Origin of the sequence: Novosphingobium sp. PC22D, assembly GCF_002556635.1 — a bacterium.
Taxonomy (GTDB): Bacteria; Pseudomonadota; Alphaproteobacteria; order Sphingomonadales; family Sphingomonadaceae; genus Novosphingobium.
Genome location: NZ_MWMO01000004.1, coordinates 1 through 17,913, shown reverse-complemented (window position 1 = coordinate 17,913; position 17,913 = coordinate 1). Strand labels below are relative to the sequence as shown.

Sequence of the window (17,913 nt, the reverse complement as noted above, 5' to 3'; positions counted from 1 at the left end):
TCCGATCAGTACGGCAGCTCGACCTCGTTGACCGATGTCACGACCGTCTTGCCGTCCTGGTTGGTCATCCGCACCTTGATGCGCACCAGAGGCACGCCCCATTCGGACTGCTCGATCTTCTCGACGACTTCGCCGTCGATGAAGGTGATGTCGCCCTCGAAAGCCGGGCTGCGGAATTCGGACTTGGCGTGGCGCACCATGCCGTCGTGCCCGGCCCACATGGCAAGATAGTCGGTGTTCCACGCCGCCATCGTCGCGCCGTAGCCGTAGGCGCGGTGCATACCGATCTCTCCGGCTTTCTCCGTGTCGATGTGGCCGCGCGAGGGACCGACGTAGAGCCCGTCGCGCAGGCGCGGGTCGATCATCGCCCCTTCCTCGTCGAAGCCGAAGCCCTCGATCCAGCCCATGTCCTGGTTGACCCAGCAGTCCTTCACGCCCTCCACGCCTTGCCAGTAGAACGTGCCCCAGATGTTGAAGATGAAGGCGCGGTACTCGGTGGTGAAGCTCGCGATCGAGTGTGGGCCGATCACGCGCCGGGGCAGCGTGTCGCCGACTTTGACCGCGGCGAAGCTGGGACTCTTGCCTTCCCGGTTCGAAAGGAACCAGTGGCGGCGGATCTGATCGATCTCGTCGAGCTCGGAGGCGGTCCACTTGCGCAATTCGCCCGCGTTTTCCGCCTGCATGCCGCGCTTTTCCGCCTCGCTCGCGAGGTAGCGGATCACCGTCGGACGCGATCGGGCGATGAGATCTCCGCGCTGATTGCGATGGATGCAGTCGCCGCTCTGGAACAGCGTCGGCCCGGCGAACTTGGTGTCGGTTAGCTTGTAGCCGGTGAAGATGCGCTCGTGATTGATATGGTCGCCGGGCCGCACGTGGGGCCCGTACCACCACCATTCCTCGCCGCCGAAGATGAGGTGCTGCCCCTCGATCCGGCCGACGCAGGCCTGGTTGTTGCCATGGCCGTAGTCCAGCGCGACGAGCATCGACTGCGGGCAGATGATGTCGCCGAACCTGGTCTGGCTCGCGAAGCGCTGATCCCAGTGCAGCGGATTGACGTAATCCATCGCCATGACCCAGCGGCGAATGTCTGTCTTGTTGCATGGCTCGAACAGTTCGCCGCCACCGACGTGATGGCCCAGCCTCCATTCGACGTCGCTAATATCCATTGTCACCGGATCGTCGGCTTTTGCCATTTCCTGTCTCCCAGAACTCGATTTGGCCGCAATGATTGGCGCAGACGGGACGCAGCGACTTGTCCGATCCGGACAATCGACTTTTGGTGGCATCGTTCCGGAAGAGTGACGCGAGGGTCTAGGCGGCGGCCCGCTGCCGCGAGAGGTTCCGCAGGTCGGTCGGGCTCATCCTGAAGTTGTGTCGACAGAAATGGGAAAGGGCGGACTGCTCGGAGAACCCGAGCATGCTTGAGATGCTGGCCAGTTCGAGCTCGGTGTGTTCTAGATAGTACGTCAGAAGATCGCGGCGCACCTCATCCTTGATCTGCTGGAAACAGCCTCCTTCGCGCTTGAGGCGGCGGTGCAGCGTTCGCGGATGGATCGCAAGTTCCGAGGCGATCGACTCGATGATGCAATCGCGCGTGCTGAGGCGCTGCATTACGATCCCGCGAACCTGGGCCGAAAGCGGGAGCCCGCGGTTTCCATAGGCCCGTTCAATGAAGGCCGCGGCCCGCCTGCCGGACTCCGCGTCGGAGTCCACGATCGGGCAAGTCAGATCGGCGCTGCGGAAGGCAATCCCGTCCTCGGTCCGGCAGAACCGCACCTCGCAGCCGAAGTTTCGACGGTAGACGGCGGGATCGCTCATGGCGCGATGCCGGAAGTGGACGCACCTCGCGCTGACGCGGCCCCCTGTGATCTCCCTGGCGCCGAGTTGTCCCAACAACAGCGCTTGCTCGATCGCCTGACGACGGTCGGTCATCGATTCCACGAGTATGTCGTGTCCGAGAAAGACGTGTTCGCCCGACGCGGTGGGTTCCTTCCAGACACGCGCCGCGCGCGAGTGCGCCGCGTTGTGCGCCGTCACGAACGAGAGCGCGGCGCCAAAATCACGGGAATTGCGCATGACCGTGCCCAGTGCGGCATATACGCCCGCACCGCCCTGGCGCAGCGCAAGCCGCATGCCGAAGTCCGCGACGCCCAGCTCGGCCGCGGCGCTCTCCATGACGGCGGCCCATTGGCGATATGTGGCCGCGTTTTCCGCTTCGCAGTTTTGAGGCGCGATGCCCGAGCGTTCGAGCAGAACCTCGGGCCGTCCTCCCAGGTCGCGGACGAGATCGGGGAACTTGTGCAGAATCCGCGAATGAACGAGATCGAATGTCTCGAAATGTTCGGCGTTGCCACGCAGCAAGGACACGGCCCGGATCTTCCTCTTTTCCGGCGGCGTGATGCTCCGAGTGGCGCAATCAATCAAGTGGCGGCAGGCATGCGATGCCCTTCGCACCTGCAAAAATGTCCATTTCCAGCAAGTCATGCGGATTCGAACCTGCGATGGCGGCCAGCCGGTCGCGCCGGATTCCGGCGACGACACGGGAAGTTAGGGAAGGAAACCATGGCCACGAAATCCGGATTCATTTCGCGCGCATCGCTGGGCGCGCTCGCCGTTTCCCTGTTCGCGACGCCCGCGCACGCTCAGTCCAGTGATCAGACCGCCAGCGTCGGCGACGAGATCGTCGTGACCGCGCAGCGGCGCGAGGAGCTGTCACGCGACGTGCCGATCAGCGTGACCTCGCTCGGAGGGGAACAGCTTTCCACGGCGAACGTGAACCAGTTGTCGGACACCGCGAAGCTGACGCCCGGCCTGCGCTTCGACAGCCAGGGACCGGCGGTGCAGCCGACGATTCGCGGTGTCGGCACCGCGATCACGACCTCGGGCGGCGGGCCCAACGTCGGAATCTACGTCGATGGCTTCTTCCAGGCCAACACCTACCTGTCCGACTTCGACCTTCTCAACGTGCAGAGCATCCAGGTGCTCAAGGGGCCGCAGGGCACCCTGTTCGGCCGCAACACGACAGGCGGCGCGATCGTCGTCACGACCGCCGATCCGAGCACCGAGACCGGCGGCGAGGTCACCGCGAGCTACGAGCGCTTCAATGCGCTCAAGTTGCAGGGCTACGCCACCTTCGGGATCACCGAGAACATAGCCTTCGACATCGAGGGGCTCTATCGCCGCGGCGACGGCTACTTCACCGACATCGTCAACGATGACGACGAGGTCGGCCAATACGAGAACTGGTCGGTGCGTACGGGCCTCAAGGCCGAACTGTCTCCGGCAGTCTCGGTCCTGCTGCGGTACATCCATGCCGAAACCGACGATCCGACCACCCAGCTCGTCAATGCCTTCGTCGATCCGAACGGCGATGCGGGCTTCTTCAGCAAGCTCTCTCCGGCGGGCCAGGCGGTTTACGGACGGTCGTCCTCGAAGGGGCAGCCGCTGGTGAACTTCTACGCCCCCCAAGGCGCGTTCGCGACGAAACCCGGCGAAATCGCGCTCAATCCGCCGGAAAGCTTCCGGACCAAATCCGATGCGCTGCAGGCGACGGTCAAGGCCGACGTCGGCTTCGCGGACCTGACCTCCTACTCGCAGTACCGGCGCGACAAGTCGCCCTACTACGGCGACCTCGATGCCAGCCTGCTGCCGTTGTTCAACATCTTCGTGGGCGTGGATGACGAGACCTGGTCACAGGAATTCCTGCTCAGTTCCAAGCCGGGCTCGCGGCTTCAGTGGACCGCCGGTCTCAACTATTTCCAGATCCGCGATACCTGGGACGTCGACGCCTCGTTCGGTGGGGCTCCCTTCATCGATTACGGCGGTTCGAGCACCACGACGAAGTCCTACGCGGCATTCGTCGACGCGACGTATGAGGTGACCGACCGATTCTTCGTGACCGTGGGCGGCCGCTATTCGCACGACATCGTCGACGATGCCTATTTCACCATCAACCCGTTCACGACTTCGTACATCGGCCCCAACGGCGAAGTCGTTCCCAACGTCTTCGAGCCCGGCACGCAGGTGCCGGTGGACAAGCTCAAGAACGACAGCTTCACGCCGCGCCTGGTGCTGCGCTACAAGCCGAGCACGGATTCGAGCGTCTACGCCTCGTACACGAAGGGCTACAAGGCAGGCATCCTCAACGTCGGCGGCCTGTCGCAGCAGCCGGTCAAGCCCGAAAAGATCAATGCCTTCGAAGTGGGGTACAAGTTCGACAATCGCACCTTGCAGGTCGATCTTGCCGGCTTCTACTACGATTACAAGAACCTGCAGGTTTCGAGCTATCAGGACGGTGCGGCGCAGATTCGCAACGCCGCCAGCTCCGAGATCTACGGCGCGGAAGTGCAGTTCCGATATCGCGTCAGCCAGGCTTTCGACGTCTATGGCGGTGCGGCATGGACCCATGCCCGCTACAAGAGCTTCCCCAACGCTCCCTTCTACAGCTATTGCGATCCCGCCGTGAGCGACCCCGGCGTTCCCTTGTGGTGCGCGCCGGTCGAGCTGGGCGGAGCCGGGCCGGGAGCGCTCGTCCAGACGCTGACCGACGCGTCCGGCTTCGAGATGCAGCGCGCGCCCGAGTTCACCGGCAACATCGGCGCAAGCTATACGGCGCAACTGGGAGGAGGCGAGCTGACGCTCTCGTCCAACCTCTACTATACCTCGGGGTTCTATTTCGATCCCGCAGAGCAGTTCTATCAGAAAGGCTACGAAGTTCTCTCGGCCAGGGCGCAGTGGACCGATCCCAGCGATCGCTACACCGTCGCCGTGTTCGGAGACAACCTGACCGACAAGCGCTATCAATCGCAGGTGCTGTTCAACACGTTGGGAACCGGCGCGGTCTGGAACTCTCCGATCACCTACGGCATCGAGCTGGGCGTGAAGTTCCGGTAACGGCCGTCCATGGGGCTCGCCGAAGCGTTCCCGCGCAAGCGTAACGCGACAGGCTGAGCCCCGTCATGGCGGGACGCGCGGCAGAGAGGCAAAGAGCAGGATATCTGCGTTTGCGAAGCTGAGGCTTCGGGGGACGGGTCTTCGGCCAACCTTTCGAAGGGAAGCCGTGTCCCCATCGCGAGGAAAAGGCGGAACGGCAAAAACCTGTCCGTCACCGCATTGATGAAAGACTGACGTGACCCCCTGATTTTCCTCGACGTTCGGTTAGCGCGGTTTGTCATCGGAGTGGCTCATATCCGGCATGTGGCATGTAGTGGGCGCATTCGGTGGGGGGGGAAGTCGTAGACGAGGCGACCAATGCGGTTCCACAGGCCGTCGCGGGTGCGATCGCCGGCGCGCCGGAGCAACCCTTTGAGCTTGGCAAAGACTTGCTCGATCGGATTGAGGTCTGGCGAGCAGCGCGGAAGGAACATGAGCGTGGCACCGGCGGCCTCGACCCGTGCGGCGCTCGCGACGCTTTTGTGGCTCGACAGGTGGTCGAGGATGACCACGTCGCCGGGTCGCAGCGTTGGCACCAGATACTGGCGGACATACTGAGTGAAGATCGCCCTGTTCGTGGGCTGATCGATCACGAGCGGCGCGACGATGCCGGTGTGGGTGAGACCGGCAAGGAACGTGGTCATCTTCCAGTGCCCGGCTGGGGCGTAGCCGCGCGCCCGTTGTCCGCGCGGTGCCCGGCCATATCGCCGAACCATGGGCTTTTCGGGGATGATGCGAGAAGGGGGGTGGTGGCAGGGCTTGAATCGAACCGGAAAAATAACCTTTTGATATCAATCTTGTTCTTGGAACAAACGCAGGCCTTCCCCCACACTTTCCCCCACATTTTCGTTCATTTAACGGTGGTTCGGTTCAGCGTTTTGTCCAAGAAACTGAATAAATGGGTGGTTCGCAGCGCGCCTGATCGCAACATAATGGCACGCTCTGACACTGTCCAATTGCGAGTTCGCGGCCTAGTCAGTTCAATGCCCGATGCCGCTCCACCAGCTTATGCAGACTGGCCGTCGTAATCCGCGTTGCCTTGCCAAGCTTGACTGTCTCAAGTTCGCCGTTGGCAATCAACTCGTAGAGTTTTGTTCGGCCAACGCCGATCATGCGGGCGGCGTCATTGACTCTGACGCAGATCGGCTCGACGGATTGTTGGCCGCTCATTCCGCCGGTTCCTCTTCACGATAGTGAGCGGGATCGGCGATCCAGCGATTGATTTCTGACTCGTGCCAGCCCGCGCCGTGGACGCTGATCTTTACCTGTGACGGGAAAGTGCCTTCGGCGATTTTGCGATAAATGGTCGAGCGAGAGAGGCCCGTGCGGTCAAGCACGGTCTTCAGTCGGATGATGCGTTCGGTATTGGACATTGGGCGTTCTCACTTTGACATTGGCAGACCCTCCACGGAACATAATGAGAACTTTTTATCTTGACGCAAGGGGCAGTCCGAGTTGAAATTCGGGCAATTCTTCAACGATTTGTGCGATTTGAACCGTCTATGGACGGTCCGAGACCTTTACGGACAAACCACCCCGCTGCCTTTGATGCTGAGAATTTTTTCGCTCGACGCGATTTTGCGTCTGACAAGCGCAAATTTGCGACGGCGGTGACAGATTTTCGCGCGAGCGCTGCCGAATTCTGCGTCACAATTGGCAAAGATCGGAGACCTAGTGTGCGGCAGACGAGGATCACCTCGTTTCACGACAATGTCCCTTTGACCACGGGATTCATTGACTCTTAACCGGGGCACCTTCATATATGTGTAGTCTACGTTTTCCCTTCATGCGAATTGATGACACCTACTCGATAGGCATCGGTTCGCCGGAGTGACCAGACGAAAGATCGGAAAGATCGACATTTTGGGTCGTGATCTGATCTGCCGCGGCAGTGAAGGAAATATAAGCGCTAGACACCGGTATTTGCAAAAGGGGCGGCTTTCGAGCTGCCCCTTTTCACTCAAATAAAGCAATTTGGAAAGACATTCAGATGGCTTTGTCCTGAGGCATTAAACGTCTCACCATGGCAGGTGATGAAGCTTCCAAATACCTTGGTAGGTGTCGAATCATCATCGACATTGAAATGTCTTTTGCAGTCAAATCGCCTCCCAAACCTAAAGCAGCTAGTATGCCAACAGTGCTCGGCATGCGGCGGAACTCCGGTTTCCGCCATCGCATGTTGCTCCAATCCAAAGTGAAACCAGAGCGGCCTATCGTCGACGAAATAGACACGCTTAAATCGCCTTTGCCCCTTTGGTCGAGCTCGCTCGTTGAGCCGTGAGATTTTCTGTTCGACGTCATCCGCAAATCCAACGTCCATCTTATTAACCGTCAGACGTGCTCTCAGCTCGTTCAGCTCGTCCGCTAGAAAAATATCAAGCGGCAAGAGGAGGACCTTTTGATTCTTCTGGGAGTCGAAGATGCGGCAAAAATTTGCGAAATGCCGCAGGATCGGAGCTAGCGTAGCGAATACCTGATTTTGAAGAACTGCGCCGGGATATGGCGGTATATCGACAATGAAATATGCGTCTTCGTAGGGAGTTACAAGCTGGCGGCAATTTTGATCGATCAGCAAAATCACTGCGTCAGCAGTCTTCGAAATACGCTTCAGCCATGCACCGATCGCATCAGCGCTAGAGTTCTCGTCGAGAGCCTGGATCTGTACCGAGAAGCGAGCTTGCCTCTCAGCAAAATAGCCCTTTTCAATCGTGCCCTGCGGGATGACGTTTGGCCGATTGGATGCCAAGAAATTCCTAAGCGCCGCATTCGCCGTGGCGACGGCGATAACAACCCTCATTTGTCACGCAAAAGCTTCGCAAGAATATGAGCCGGGATTTCAACCTGCTTGGCATCGGCTTCGTCGAGTTCCGAAACCATTTGAAGGAAATTTCCAACGATATAGCGCCGCTTCGATCCGTGAATACCCGCGTCGCTAGTCGGCCTCCTACGGCCTGATTGAGTTTCGTTGTCCGCAGCTGTTTCAAACTCAAAGTCCACATCGGCCGGCAGGAGGCCTATCTTTGCTCGCTGCTGCGGATGCACAACAACTTTCAGCTTGTCAGCATGGCCAGCGACAAAGTCCTTGAGCTTTTGTTCCCCGAGAACGGTGCGATAATCGACCCCCTCTGCAGACAAATCAGGACTTAGTCGCGCTAGCAAATAGGGCTGCTTGTGCTCATCCCATTCTTGCTGGGCGCGAACAGTCGCGAACTCGATTATCCCTTCAAGCGAATTTTCGACCAATGCCAAAACCTTCTCAATTTAGTGCGAATCTATCAAAGGTCGCCCTGCAAAACACAATGCTAGCCGAAACGGTGATTGATGTAATCAGTTACGCCTGCGCCGTTTAATTCAGCAGTAGCATTACCGCCACGAACGAAGAATCGTTGCTCCTTCCCGTCCTTCAGAAATGCGGCCTTTGGCCCCGGCTCGCAACGGACCATAAGAACCCGCTCGTCTTCCTGATCTTCGAAATGCGGGTGGACGTAAGGCAAGAAAACTTCGCCAATCCTGTCTTTGATGAGATTGACCAAGTGCAGCCCCATCTTGTCTTCGTTGGGGAAGCCATCGGCACCGATGCCGAGGACTTCGCCATCATCGGCCACGCCAATAAGCAGTGTGCCGCCCTTGGCATTCAAGAATCCGGCAATCGTTTTGAGCGCGGACAGGTGCATCTTCTCATCCGGCTGACCGGTGTGGAGGTTGATGCGAAGCGTTGACTTGAACTCCACCGCTCCGGTTTCGCCACCAGCGATCAATTCAGCCACCGAAGGCGGCGCAACCGCTTCAATGGCAGCATCACCGCGCAATTGCTCCCATGCCCGCCTAACGACTTGTGCCATGCGGAGCCGCCGCTCGACCAGGAACTGATCGTAGGGCAATTCCCACCAGAGGTACGGGAGAGCGTGAAGGCCATAGACCCGTTCGAGCTCCGACGCGGTCATCTGCGCGTCGAGCGCCGGGACATATTCTGCCGGGGGTTGTTTCCCGATCTTGATGTTCTCCGGCCATTCAACCGGAGCAAAGTTGGCAATCTGGTTTATTTGCTTGAGATCGGTAACACCCTGCCCTTCGAGATAGGCGCGGGGGAACAGATGGTGTTGTTCTAGCGACGCCTTCGATCCCTTGATCGCAGGGTCAATCATCGCGGCCAACTTCAAGGGGCTGAAAAGCGCGGGCGCGTCCAGCATGATGAGCGAGGCCTGGTAGGCGAAGAGCGTCGGGCTTCGCGAGGCCGAGGTTGCGAGCTGACTAGGCAGTGTGATTTCCCAGTAGTCGTTTGTCAGCGTGGTGTCGCACATCTCGCGAAGCTTGGCGATGAATGCCTCGCCGCTACCAAGATCACGGACCTGAGCAAGATCGGCTTCGAAGCGCGTTTCTGGCGAACTGGTGTAACGCCCTGTCATTGCCGACATGAAATAAAACTCGGCAATAGCCTGTCGCATCCGGGTGCGATCGATGCCGTAGTCACGAATGCCGATCAAATAGAGGACGTAGCTGAAAATGATCGCCGCTTCCGAGCTTACCATCTTCTGCCCACGGTAGCCCGCCAGTTTTAAGGCATCGAGGAAGTGATGCCAGTTGGCCAGGTCGAGAACCGCCGACTGGGCTTCGCGCATCAGGGCAAACTGACCCTCGCGCTTGTCGGGATTGTCCACGCCGGTCGCGGCATCCTTCCCACGCAGCGCGCCATAGACATTGGCCAGCCGCGCTCGCTTGAGCGCCAATCCCACAGTCGCGCGCAGCATCTGGTCTGGTGACGGCTTGATGAAATGGTTGAACGGCGATGCCTGCCCTTCGCTGGGCACTGTGGCCTGAAGCGAGAAATTCTCAAGCTCGACCCTGCCTTTCTCCCAGAAGACTGACATCAATGTCATGATGAAGTCTGCCTGGTTGAGCGCCTTGCCCTTTCCGTTGATGCGCACGAAAACTTCGGCGATGGTTTCTTCATCGACCGATGACGCGAGAGTCAGAGCGACGAAGTTGTAATTGGGCAGATTGCGAAGGTGATCGATCGCATCCTCGATGGCCGCCTCTTCGTCGTCCGAGATTTCCCGAATTTCCTTGAGCTGCGAGAGAAAGGCCTTTCGGAAAGCACCGGCCTTGAAGTCCGGCGTCCAGAGCACCGAAATATCAGGGATGAAGGCACGGTCCTTTTTGATCGCAGCATCGGCGACATCGAACCGGCCAGACAGCGGGTTGAAGGCAATCTGAATGCGCTCTTTCTTGAAGTTGGAGCGGAGGACCTCCATCCCCTTCACAACAGCATAAAGCGAGGTGAGGCGCTGCTGGCCATCGACGATTGCGAGTTCAGGGACGGACTGCTTGGGGCCAGTTCCGATGCTCTTCAGGCCGCCTTCAGCACCGGTTTTCCAGAACAGCAAGAAACCGGCAGGGTAGCCTCGATAGAGGGAGTCGAAGAGATCGCGGACGTTGACGTTCGGCCACACGAACGGGCGCTGCAATTCCGGCAGGCCGATCTTGTCCATATCGATGTCTTCGATCAGGGACGAGATCGGAACATTGCTGGTAGTGAATATCGCCATAATTCTTGCCCTAGCTCTCGACTTCAATCACATCATTTCATGAATGATCGGACGATATTGTCCGCCTCGTTTGCAATCTCCACTTCAAGTGCGTCTGCAGTATCGCGGTCAGCTGCCGCCGCCTCTGCCAAATCAGCAATCTCGCCTTCCCTTTCCGCTGATAGCCGAGGAATGAGAAGCCGCTCGACATCTGCCACCTCAATTTCCGGAATGCTTGATCCATAGGGCAACGCTTTTACGCGCGGTCGCCCCAGCTCAGGGTGAGACATAGCTACATGCAGATAGCCGACGCGACACTGAGGCGATTCGGGCGCGATCCTAATGACGTGATCTGATATGATCTTCTCTTCGTGAGCGCTTGAGGCGATCATTGTCGAACCGTTGATGCCGTAGACTTGTCCCGATCGAGCCAAGAGCAACCATCCAGCCATTACCCGTCCACGGTAGGGGTCGCCAAAATCTGAGTCTTGAATGAATTTCTTGAGGTCAGGATTAATTTCGAAAAGGACTGAGCTATCCATAAATGGGATGCCATCATCGGCATTTATTCGCCGGAACCTTGTCGGAAGCCAAACTGAATAGCCAAGTTGGCTGACCGAGTTCCAGCCAGTAGCGCGCACTCCCAAGTGCTGCACAATCTCCCCGACTGCCGGATTGTGAAATTGAGCTTCAAATCTGCGTCGTTCCCCTGTCAGTGCAGCTAAAGCGCTTACGGAGAAGCCAGCTTCACCGTCACAACCTGGAGAGAATTTCCCGAACGATTCTTCAAAGAGTTGCTCAGCTCTTTCCGTGAGGTCATGTGATTGGTTTCTCAGCCTAATGATCCGATCAACGGCTTCGTTAAATGTCTTGGCCGCCCCCTTCGGCATGGAAACGAACGGAAGCGCTTCCAAATGACTCACCTCGAGGTGCTTGATCATGTGGCCGTACTGCGCCGAGGTCATCATCGCCCTCACAGTTGGCGACCGAAGATAAGCGTAAATCCAGCCTCTTTCTTCGTCCTTGCGAGCGTCAATCCGCAACAAATCGTGCGAAATGAGCATCTTAGAGACAGTGGCATCCGCAAGCGTTGCACGGCCAACGCTGCCGGAACACGTCAACAACACCGTTCCCTCCGAAACGAACCGCTGGGAGTGGTCATCGGTACGATCTAACGACAGCCATTTTCGAGGGATCGGTCGAACATCAAACACTTGCGTCGCAGCTAGGAACGGCACTCCAAAATCAGGTGATACTTGGATGCCCTTCAGTCGAGATGGCTGCCAAACGTTTGCAGCCTCCGAGAAGGCGCTCCAGCCATTTGGTTTGGACGTGATCCGGTGCCGAACGGCAAACCCTGGTGCCAAAAAATTCTCAGCTTCCATTCGGCGATCGCCGCCAAAGAGCAGTGACGCCGGGAGGCTGATCGACTGTGCCTCATGCCACGGCCATTGTTGCCTGACCTCTCGCGGGGCAGTTAATCTTGCTCGGATAGCCATGCGCGAAATGCCTGAGCAATTTGAAGAGTGTTATCATCGACGACTTTTCGCTGAGTCAGTTGGCGCTTGTAAATTGGCTTGCCTTCTTCGTAATCCTTCGTTTGCTCTTCAAATTCTTCAACAATTTCGTTGCCCGATCGATCACGTACGTATGTGACGTTACCGCGCTTATCATGCCCTACATGGTTTGCTACCGCCATGAACACCTGGTAGTCATTGAACCGGCCAGCCGCCTTTTCGACAGCCATTTCTTCGTCGGTCTTCCGCTGGAGTACGAGCACGCTCGTCTGAACGCTTACATGGGGCTGGAAAGTGTCTGGGTGAAGGTCAATGCTGGCGAGGATTCGAGTATTCCGCAGTAGCCACTCACGAACATATCCTGCCCCCGGCGAACCAAGTATCCCGTCAGGCAGAACAATTGCGCAACGGCCTGTCCCCGGCTTTAACAACCGCACGCACCGTTCGATAAAGAGGATTTCCGGCGGCTGGGACTTTTGAATATCTGACCGCATCGACCACTCATCGGTGTCAGTGTCGTATGACCACGCATGCCCGAGTTCGTACTTTTCGAGTATGGCAGGATCATCAATTGGAATTTTCGAACCGAACGGTGGATTCGTGAACAGCAGATCGACAGTGCCCATGACGTTCCGCGCGCGAAGCACGTCATCCCATGTCGCAGGAGCCTTCAGGGAGTTACCCTGGAATAGCCCGCCAGCGCCATCATTGTTCATCACCATATTCATCTTCGATGCCTTCACGAGGCTCGGATTCAGGTCCATTCCAATGATGAATTTCTCGGCGAAGCGCTGGACACGTGCACGAATGGCATCTTCTGCCCGTGCGATTTCACCCCACTTGGCAATCTCTGCGGCGCGTATCTTCTCAATGACATAGTTCATCGCGGTAATGAGGAAGCCCCCAGTCCCGCATGCCGGATCCATTATCAGTTGGCGCTCGTTTGGATCGAGCATCGTGACCGCCATCTGGCAGATATTGCGCGGAGTGAAAAATTCGCCCCGGTCACCGCGAAGGTTCGAGCCAACGATCTCCTCGTAAGCGCGTCCCTTCACGTCAATATCACTCTCCAGGAGCGAGTACATCTGAAGCTGACTGACGATATAGGCCAGTACCGCAGGCTCAAGCTCGATCTCTTCATTTTCGCGGAAGATCGTGTCGTATTCGGCTTTCACCGCAGCATAGAGAGCGTCGATCCGCGACTTGACCTTGAGGCGTCCATTCAGATTGTGACGCTCTTTCGAGGTGGCGTAGAATTCAACTTCATCGGAGCTGCGCTCGTCATGAATCTTGCAGAAAATGATCTTCAGGAGTTCCCAGAACGCATCTGGCTTCTGGAGCCCCTGATTGCCCGCAATATAGTTGTGGCAGCGCCGAAACGCGAACAGCAGCGCGTCCGACGACGCCGCCTTGAGTTGGTCGAACCTAGGGCGCTCAACATCTTCCTCACTGCATCCCTTGCCAGGTATATCCGGAATTTCGTCGAAAGATATTGAGCCATCTTTCTCGACACGCCGGTAGCAGTATCGTTCCAGACCGTTGGTCCACATTCCATACTGAACATTCGGGCAAGCTGACATGTAGGCGTGAAGCTGGCCGACACCTTCCTTGCGATCGCTTGATTTCACCTTTTGCGATTTGCATTCGATGATGACCCTCGCACGGTCTTGCTTGTGGTCGTCACCTTCATCGAAAATCACGAGATCAGCGCGCGGCTTTCGTGAACCGAGGCGAAGCGTGAATTCGACGGAAATGTCGGCTTTCGCGTAATCATATTCGCGGACAAGAGACTTGGCTATTTCCTGCCTGACATACTCTTCTGGGGTCTCATTCCGTTGGGTCAGACCATCGATGAAATCGAGGATTTTGCCCTGCTGAACGATGACCGGAATCTGGGCGCTACTGGGAGCGCGCAAGGCAGCCGTACTCATTTTTTGTTCGTCCCTTGCGTGATGGTAGGCCATGCCTTTTCAACGGCACGTTCGACCGCATCAGATAGCCAGTCTTGAATCGAGGTATCTTCCGAAGCGACGACTATGCGGAGCCGCCGGTGCAACTCCGGTTCAAGCCTAACGTGAACCATTTTTTGGTTTGAAATTTGCGACTTAGCCTGCCCCACGGCTCCCCCTCTCTTGCTCTGGTTATAGCGCAGTTACAAACGAAGCAAGCGCGATTGGCGATGCTTGAGCCGATTGGGCCACTTCGACGGCGGAAACACCCTAGGTTCAGAGGTCCTGTTCAGCCTCAAACGCCCGCTTGCCCTTACGCCGGAAGAGCACCAGCGCCTGCGCTCCATCCGGCCCGCGCAGCTTGGCGGCGACTGTGAGGAATGCGCCGTAAAGCGCGGCGCGATCATCATCGGTCAGCTCGACCAGATCAGCCTTGGCGACGAGGCCGCCCAGCTCGATCAGTTGTTTGGTCCGTTCGCGTCGTTTGACCTGCCATTCGCGCATGTCGGTTCGTGCCTTTGCCGCCTCAAGCCGATGCCGCGCCGCTGTCGAGCGGTATAGTGCTTTCCGGCTGCTGGCGAGGTCCGCTCGCAGTGTCGCGTGACTTGACCTGAAAGAAGGCTGCGCCGCGCTTGCGCCAGCCCTCCCCGATTGCCTTGTCGGTGTTGGCGGCGGCATCGAGCAGAGCGCCCGCCAGGACATCGGCATCGAGCGCGTCGGCTCCGGTTGCCGTGACCAGCGCGCCGAGGTCGCGCACGCGGCGTTCCTTCAACTGCTTCGCCTTGTCGGCAAGTGCCTTCAGTTCCGAATCAAAATCGCGGGGTTTGCGCATGTGTTGTCTCCATCGTTGGTGCGATGGAGTGATAATAATCGTGCTTGTAATCCAATGCAGTAAGGTCGCCGGGACAGTGTGATACCGCCTAGTCCCGATCAGGATTTTATCATGAGAGGGCGCGCTTATACGTCGTGCCGACGTTGCGTTTGCGGTGTAACTGGATTGCCGTCATGGCAATCTTTCACTTCAGCGCAAAGGTCATCGGACGGTCGAGCGGACGCAGTGCCGTTGCGGCGGCGGCCTATCGTGCTGGCGAACAGCTGCACGACGAACGCATCGACCGAACCCATGATTTCACCAACAAGGCAGGCGTCCTTCATTCCGAAGTGATGCTGCCCAAGGGCGCGCCCGAAGCCTTCACCGACCGGGCCACATTGTGGAATGCGGTCGAGGCCGCCGAGAAGCGCAAGGATGCCCAGCTCGCCCGCGAGGTCGAGTTCGCTTTGCCCCGCGAGCTGTCCAAGAAGGACAATGTCAGGCTGGCGCGCGAGTTCGTCAAAGCCGAGTTCGTCGGGAAAGGCATGATCGCCGATCTCAATGTCCATTGGGATATTGGCGAGGACGGCAAGGCCAAGCCGCACGCGCATGTCATGCTGACCATGCGAGAGGTCACAAAGGGTGGCTTTGGCGCAAAGGTCCGCGACTGGAACAAAACCGCGCTGATCGAGCAATGGCGCGAGCGCTGGGCCGATCATGTGAACCGCGCCCTCTCCGAACGCGATATCGATGCCCGGATCGATCATCGCAGCCTGGAGGCGCAGGGCATCGCTCTGGAACCGCAGGACAAGATTGGACCCGCAGCCTCACGCATTGGCGGACGCGGACTGGAGGCCGAACGGATCGAAGAACACCGCGCCATTGCCCAGCGCAATGGCGAGCGGATCATCGCCAATCCCGCGCTGGCGCTCGATGCGATCACGCACCAGCAGGCGACGTTCACCAGGCGCGACCTTGCCGCCTTTGTTAACCGGCATAGCGACGGAAAGGAGCAGTTCGATGCGGCTTACAATGCCGTGCGCGCATCGCCCGATTTGATCTCCTTGGGCAAGGATGGACGAGGGCAGGATCGTTTCACTTCGCGGTCGATGATCGAGACCGAACAGCGCCTGCATCGCGCCGCCGATGCAAGGGCCCAACACACCAAACACAGCGTCAATGATGTCCTGCGAAATGCTGCATTCGCCAGCGCTGCAAGGCGCGGCCTGGTCCTTTCCGGCGAACAGAAATTCGCCTTCGAGCATGTGACCAAGAGCAAGGGACTTGCAGTCGTTGTCGGCTACGCCGGAACCGGCAAGAGCGCGATGCTCGGTGTGGCACGTGAGGCCTGGGAAAGCGCGGGCTACACTGTGCGCGGCGCAGCGCTTTCCGGCATTGCCGCCGAAGGGCTGGAGAACGGCTCCGGCATCGCATCGCGCACCATTGCCAGCCTTGAGCATCAGTGGGGCAGAGGACGTGAGCAGCTCACATCCCGTGACGTTCTCGTCATCGACGAAGCGGGCATGGTCGGCACGCGCCAGATGGAGCGCGTGCTGTCCCATGCCGAAAAGGCCGGAGCGAAAGTGGTCCTGGTCGGCGACCAGCAGCAGCTTCAGGCTATCGAGGCAGGCGCAGCCTTCCGGGCGATCCATGAGCGCCACGGCGGGGTCGAGATCAGCGAAGTTCGCCGCCAGCTTTCCGCATGGCAGCAGGATGCGACCCGGCACCTCGCCACGGGCCGAACCGGCGAAGCAATCCGCACCTATGAAGAACGCGACATGGTCCATGCCGCTGACACGCGCGAGGATGCACGGACGGTGCTGATCGAGCGCTGGAATCAGGAACGCCAGGCCAGCCCCGCCGACAGCCGGATCATCCTCACCCACACCAATGACGAGGTCCGCAAGCTGAACCAGATGGCGCGCGAGAAGCTGCGCGAGGCTGGTGCGCTGGGCGCAGTTGTCACGATCAAGGCGGCACGCGGCGAGCGCCAGTTTGCATCCGGCGACCGCATCATCTTCCTGCGCAACGAACGCGGGCTTGGCGTCAAGAACGGGACGCTGGGCACGGTTGCAAAGGCCAGCGCGCAGCGCATGGCGGTGCGCACAGACGATGGCCGCGAGGTCGCTTTTAACACGAAGGATTACGCCCATATCGATCATGGCTATGCGGCCACGATCCACAAGGCGCAGGGCATGACGGTTGATCGCGCCTATCTGCTCGCCACACCGGGCATGGACAGCCATTCCGCCTATGTCGCCATGTCGCGCCACCGCGACGGGCTGGCGCTGCACTATGGGCGCGATGACTTTGCCGACCAGTCCAAGCTTGTCCGATTGCTAAGCCGCGAGCGCGGGAAGGACATGGCTGGCGATTACAAACCCGAGCAGGCTTTCGCCGAACTGCGCGGCATCACTTTCCGCGAGCGGGTCATGGAGATGGTTCGGCAGTTTCCCGAACGGGCCAAATCGATCTTCGGAAACTTCCGCCCGCAGGCCCGTCAACTAGAGCCAATCCCGGCGCAGGCAATCACGCAAAACGACCAGCGCCGCGCGGTCGAATACTATGCCCGCGCACTTCGCGATATCGGCACGATGCAGGCGCAGGGCTTGCCCGTCCTCCCGCACCAGAAGGATGCGCTGGAGAAAGCAGGAAGGGCGCTCGAAGCGAACCGCCCCCTTGCCGTCACCGATCTCGCCAAGGCGCTGGAGCGGCGTCCTGAGCTGATTGCAGAGGCCGCTGGCGGTCGCAGCCAGGAAACTATGCGTGCCATGCGGCACGAAGCCGCTGTGCGGACCGATCCAGCACTGCGATCCGAGCGTTTCGTCAGCGACTGGCAGGGGTTGAGCACGACACGCAAGCAGCTTGAACAGCAAGGCGACCGTGCAGGCGCTGCCCGTGTGTCGGCAAAGCTATCCGATCTGGCGAAAGGGCTGGAGCGCGATCCGCAGGTCGAAGGTCTGCTGCGAGGCAAATCCCGCGAGCTGGGCATCAATCCAAAACCCGAACGCAGCATCGCCAACGAACTCACCGCAACCCTCACACCCGAGCGCACCCGCGCTTTCGACATTGGCATTTAGGAGAACCAACATGGAAGACGACAGAGGTGGTGCCGGTTTCTTGGACAGGATGCTAAGCTACTCCCGAGCTGATGGATTGGTACGGGAATGAAGACGACG

The 17,913-nt window shown here is 58.9% G+C and carries 14 protein-coding genes; 2 read left to right on the top strand and 12 right to left on the bottom strand.

Annotated elements, in window-relative coordinates; translation table 11 throughout:
• Nucleotides 1–5 precede the first annotated feature (5 nt).
• Together B2G71_RS08380 and B2G71_RS08375 are read right to left on the bottom strand one after the other, a co-directional pair.
• Nucleotides 6–1,193: a MaoC family dehydratase N-terminal domain-containing protein gene (locus B2G71_RS08380; RefSeq protein ID WP_098105317.1), complete on the bottom strand. Its 1,188-nt coding sequence runs from the start codon at nt 1,191–1,193 to the stop codon at nt 6–8.
• Nucleotides 1,194–1,311: 118 nt separating this feature from the next.
• Nucleotides 1,312–2,541: an AraC family transcriptional regulator gene (locus B2G71_RS08375; protein WP_240530063.1), complete on the bottom strand. Its 1,230-nt coding sequence runs from the start codon at nt 2,539–2,541 to the stop codon at nt 1,312–1,314.
• A 21-nt stretch (nt 2,542–2,562) separates the two neighbouring features.
• Here B2G71_RS08375 and B2G71_RS08370 point away from each other — a divergent pair, with 21 nt between their 5' ends.
• A complete protein-coding gene (locus B2G71_RS08370) occupies nt 2,563–4,893 on the top strand; it encodes a TonB-dependent receptor (RefSeq protein WP_098105316.1) in 2,331 nt (776 codons plus the stop codon).
• A 290-nt stretch (nt 4,894–5,183) separates the two neighbouring features.
• Here B2G71_RS08370 and B2G71_RS08365 read toward each other — a convergent pair whose 3' ends face one another.
• The 10 genes from B2G71_RS08365 to B2G71_RS08320 form a co-directional block, all read right to left on the bottom strand.
• Nucleotides 5,184–5,648: a transposase gene (locus B2G71_RS08365; protein WP_098105315.1), complete on the bottom strand. Its 465-nt coding sequence runs from the start codon at nt 5,646–5,648 to the stop codon at nt 5,184–5,186.
• A 259-nt stretch (nt 5,649–5,907) separates the two neighbouring features.
• Nucleotides 5,908–6,102, bottom strand: coding sequence for a helix-turn-helix domain-containing protein (locus B2G71_RS08360; RefSeq protein WP_098105314.1), 195 nt, complete (start codon nt 6,100–6,102; stop codon nt 5,908–5,910).
• On the bottom strand, nt 6,099–6,305 hold the full coding sequence (locus B2G71_RS08355) for an AlpA family transcriptional regulator (protein ID WP_098105313.1): 207 nt from the start codon (nt 6,303–6,305) through the stop codon (nt 6,099–6,101). Before B2G71_RS08355 ends, B2G71_RS08360 begins: the two co-directional genes overlap by 4 nt.
• A 587-nt stretch (nt 6,306–6,892) precedes the next feature.
• On the bottom strand, nt 6,893–7,729 hold the full coding sequence (locus B2G71_RS08350) for a hypothetical protein (protein WP_098105312.1): 837 nt from the start codon (nt 7,727–7,729) through the stop codon (nt 6,893–6,895).
• Nucleotides 7,726–8,181 (bottom strand): hypothetical protein, encoded by a 456-nt coding sequence (locus B2G71_RS08345; protein WP_141521525.1) that lies wholly within the window; start codon nt 8,179–8,181, stop codon nt 7,726–7,728. The genes B2G71_RS08350 and B2G71_RS08345 overlap by 4 nt, the downstream gene beginning before the upstream one ends.
• Before the next feature lie 53 nt (nt 8,182–8,234).
• On the bottom strand, nt 8,235–10,478 hold the full coding sequence (locus B2G71_RS08340) for a DUF262 domain-containing protein (protein ID WP_098105310.1): 2,244 nt from the start codon (nt 10,476–10,478) through the stop codon (nt 8,235–8,237).
• A gap of 32 nt (nt 10,479–10,510) precedes the next feature.
• Nucleotides 10,511–11,842, bottom strand: a complete 1,332-nt coding sequence (locus tag B2G71_RS08335; protein ID WP_141521524.1) for a hypothetical protein — start codon at nt 11,840–11,842, stop codon at nt 10,511–10,513.
• Nucleotides 11,843–11,934: 92 nt separating this feature from the next.
• Nucleotides 11,935–13,905 (bottom strand): N-6 DNA methylase, encoded by a 1,971-nt coding sequence (locus B2G71_RS08330; protein ID WP_098105560.1) that lies wholly within the window; start codon nt 13,903–13,905, stop codon nt 11,935–11,937.
• A 294-nt stretch (nt 13,906–14,199) separates the two neighbouring features.
• A complete protein-coding gene (locus tag B2G71_RS08325) occupies nt 14,200–14,427 on the bottom strand; it encodes a conjugal transfer protein TraD (RefSeq protein ID WP_098105308.1) in 228 nt (75 codons plus the stop codon).
• 22 nt (nt 14,428–14,449) lie between these two features.
• A complete protein-coding gene (locus B2G71_RS08320) occupies nt 14,450–14,755 on the bottom strand; it encodes a conjugal transfer protein TraD (protein WP_098105307.1) in 306 nt (101 codons plus the stop codon).
• A gap of 173 nt (nt 14,756–14,928) precedes the next feature.
• Here B2G71_RS08320 and traA point away from each other — a divergent pair, with 173 nt between their 5' ends.
• Nucleotides 14,929–17,814 (top strand): Ti-type conjugative transfer relaxase TraA, encoded by a 2,886-nt coding sequence (traA, locus tag B2G71_RS08315; RefSeq protein WP_098105306.1) that lies wholly within the window; start codon nt 14,929–14,931, stop codon nt 17,812–17,814.
• Nucleotides 17,815–17,913 lie beyond the last annotated feature (99 nt).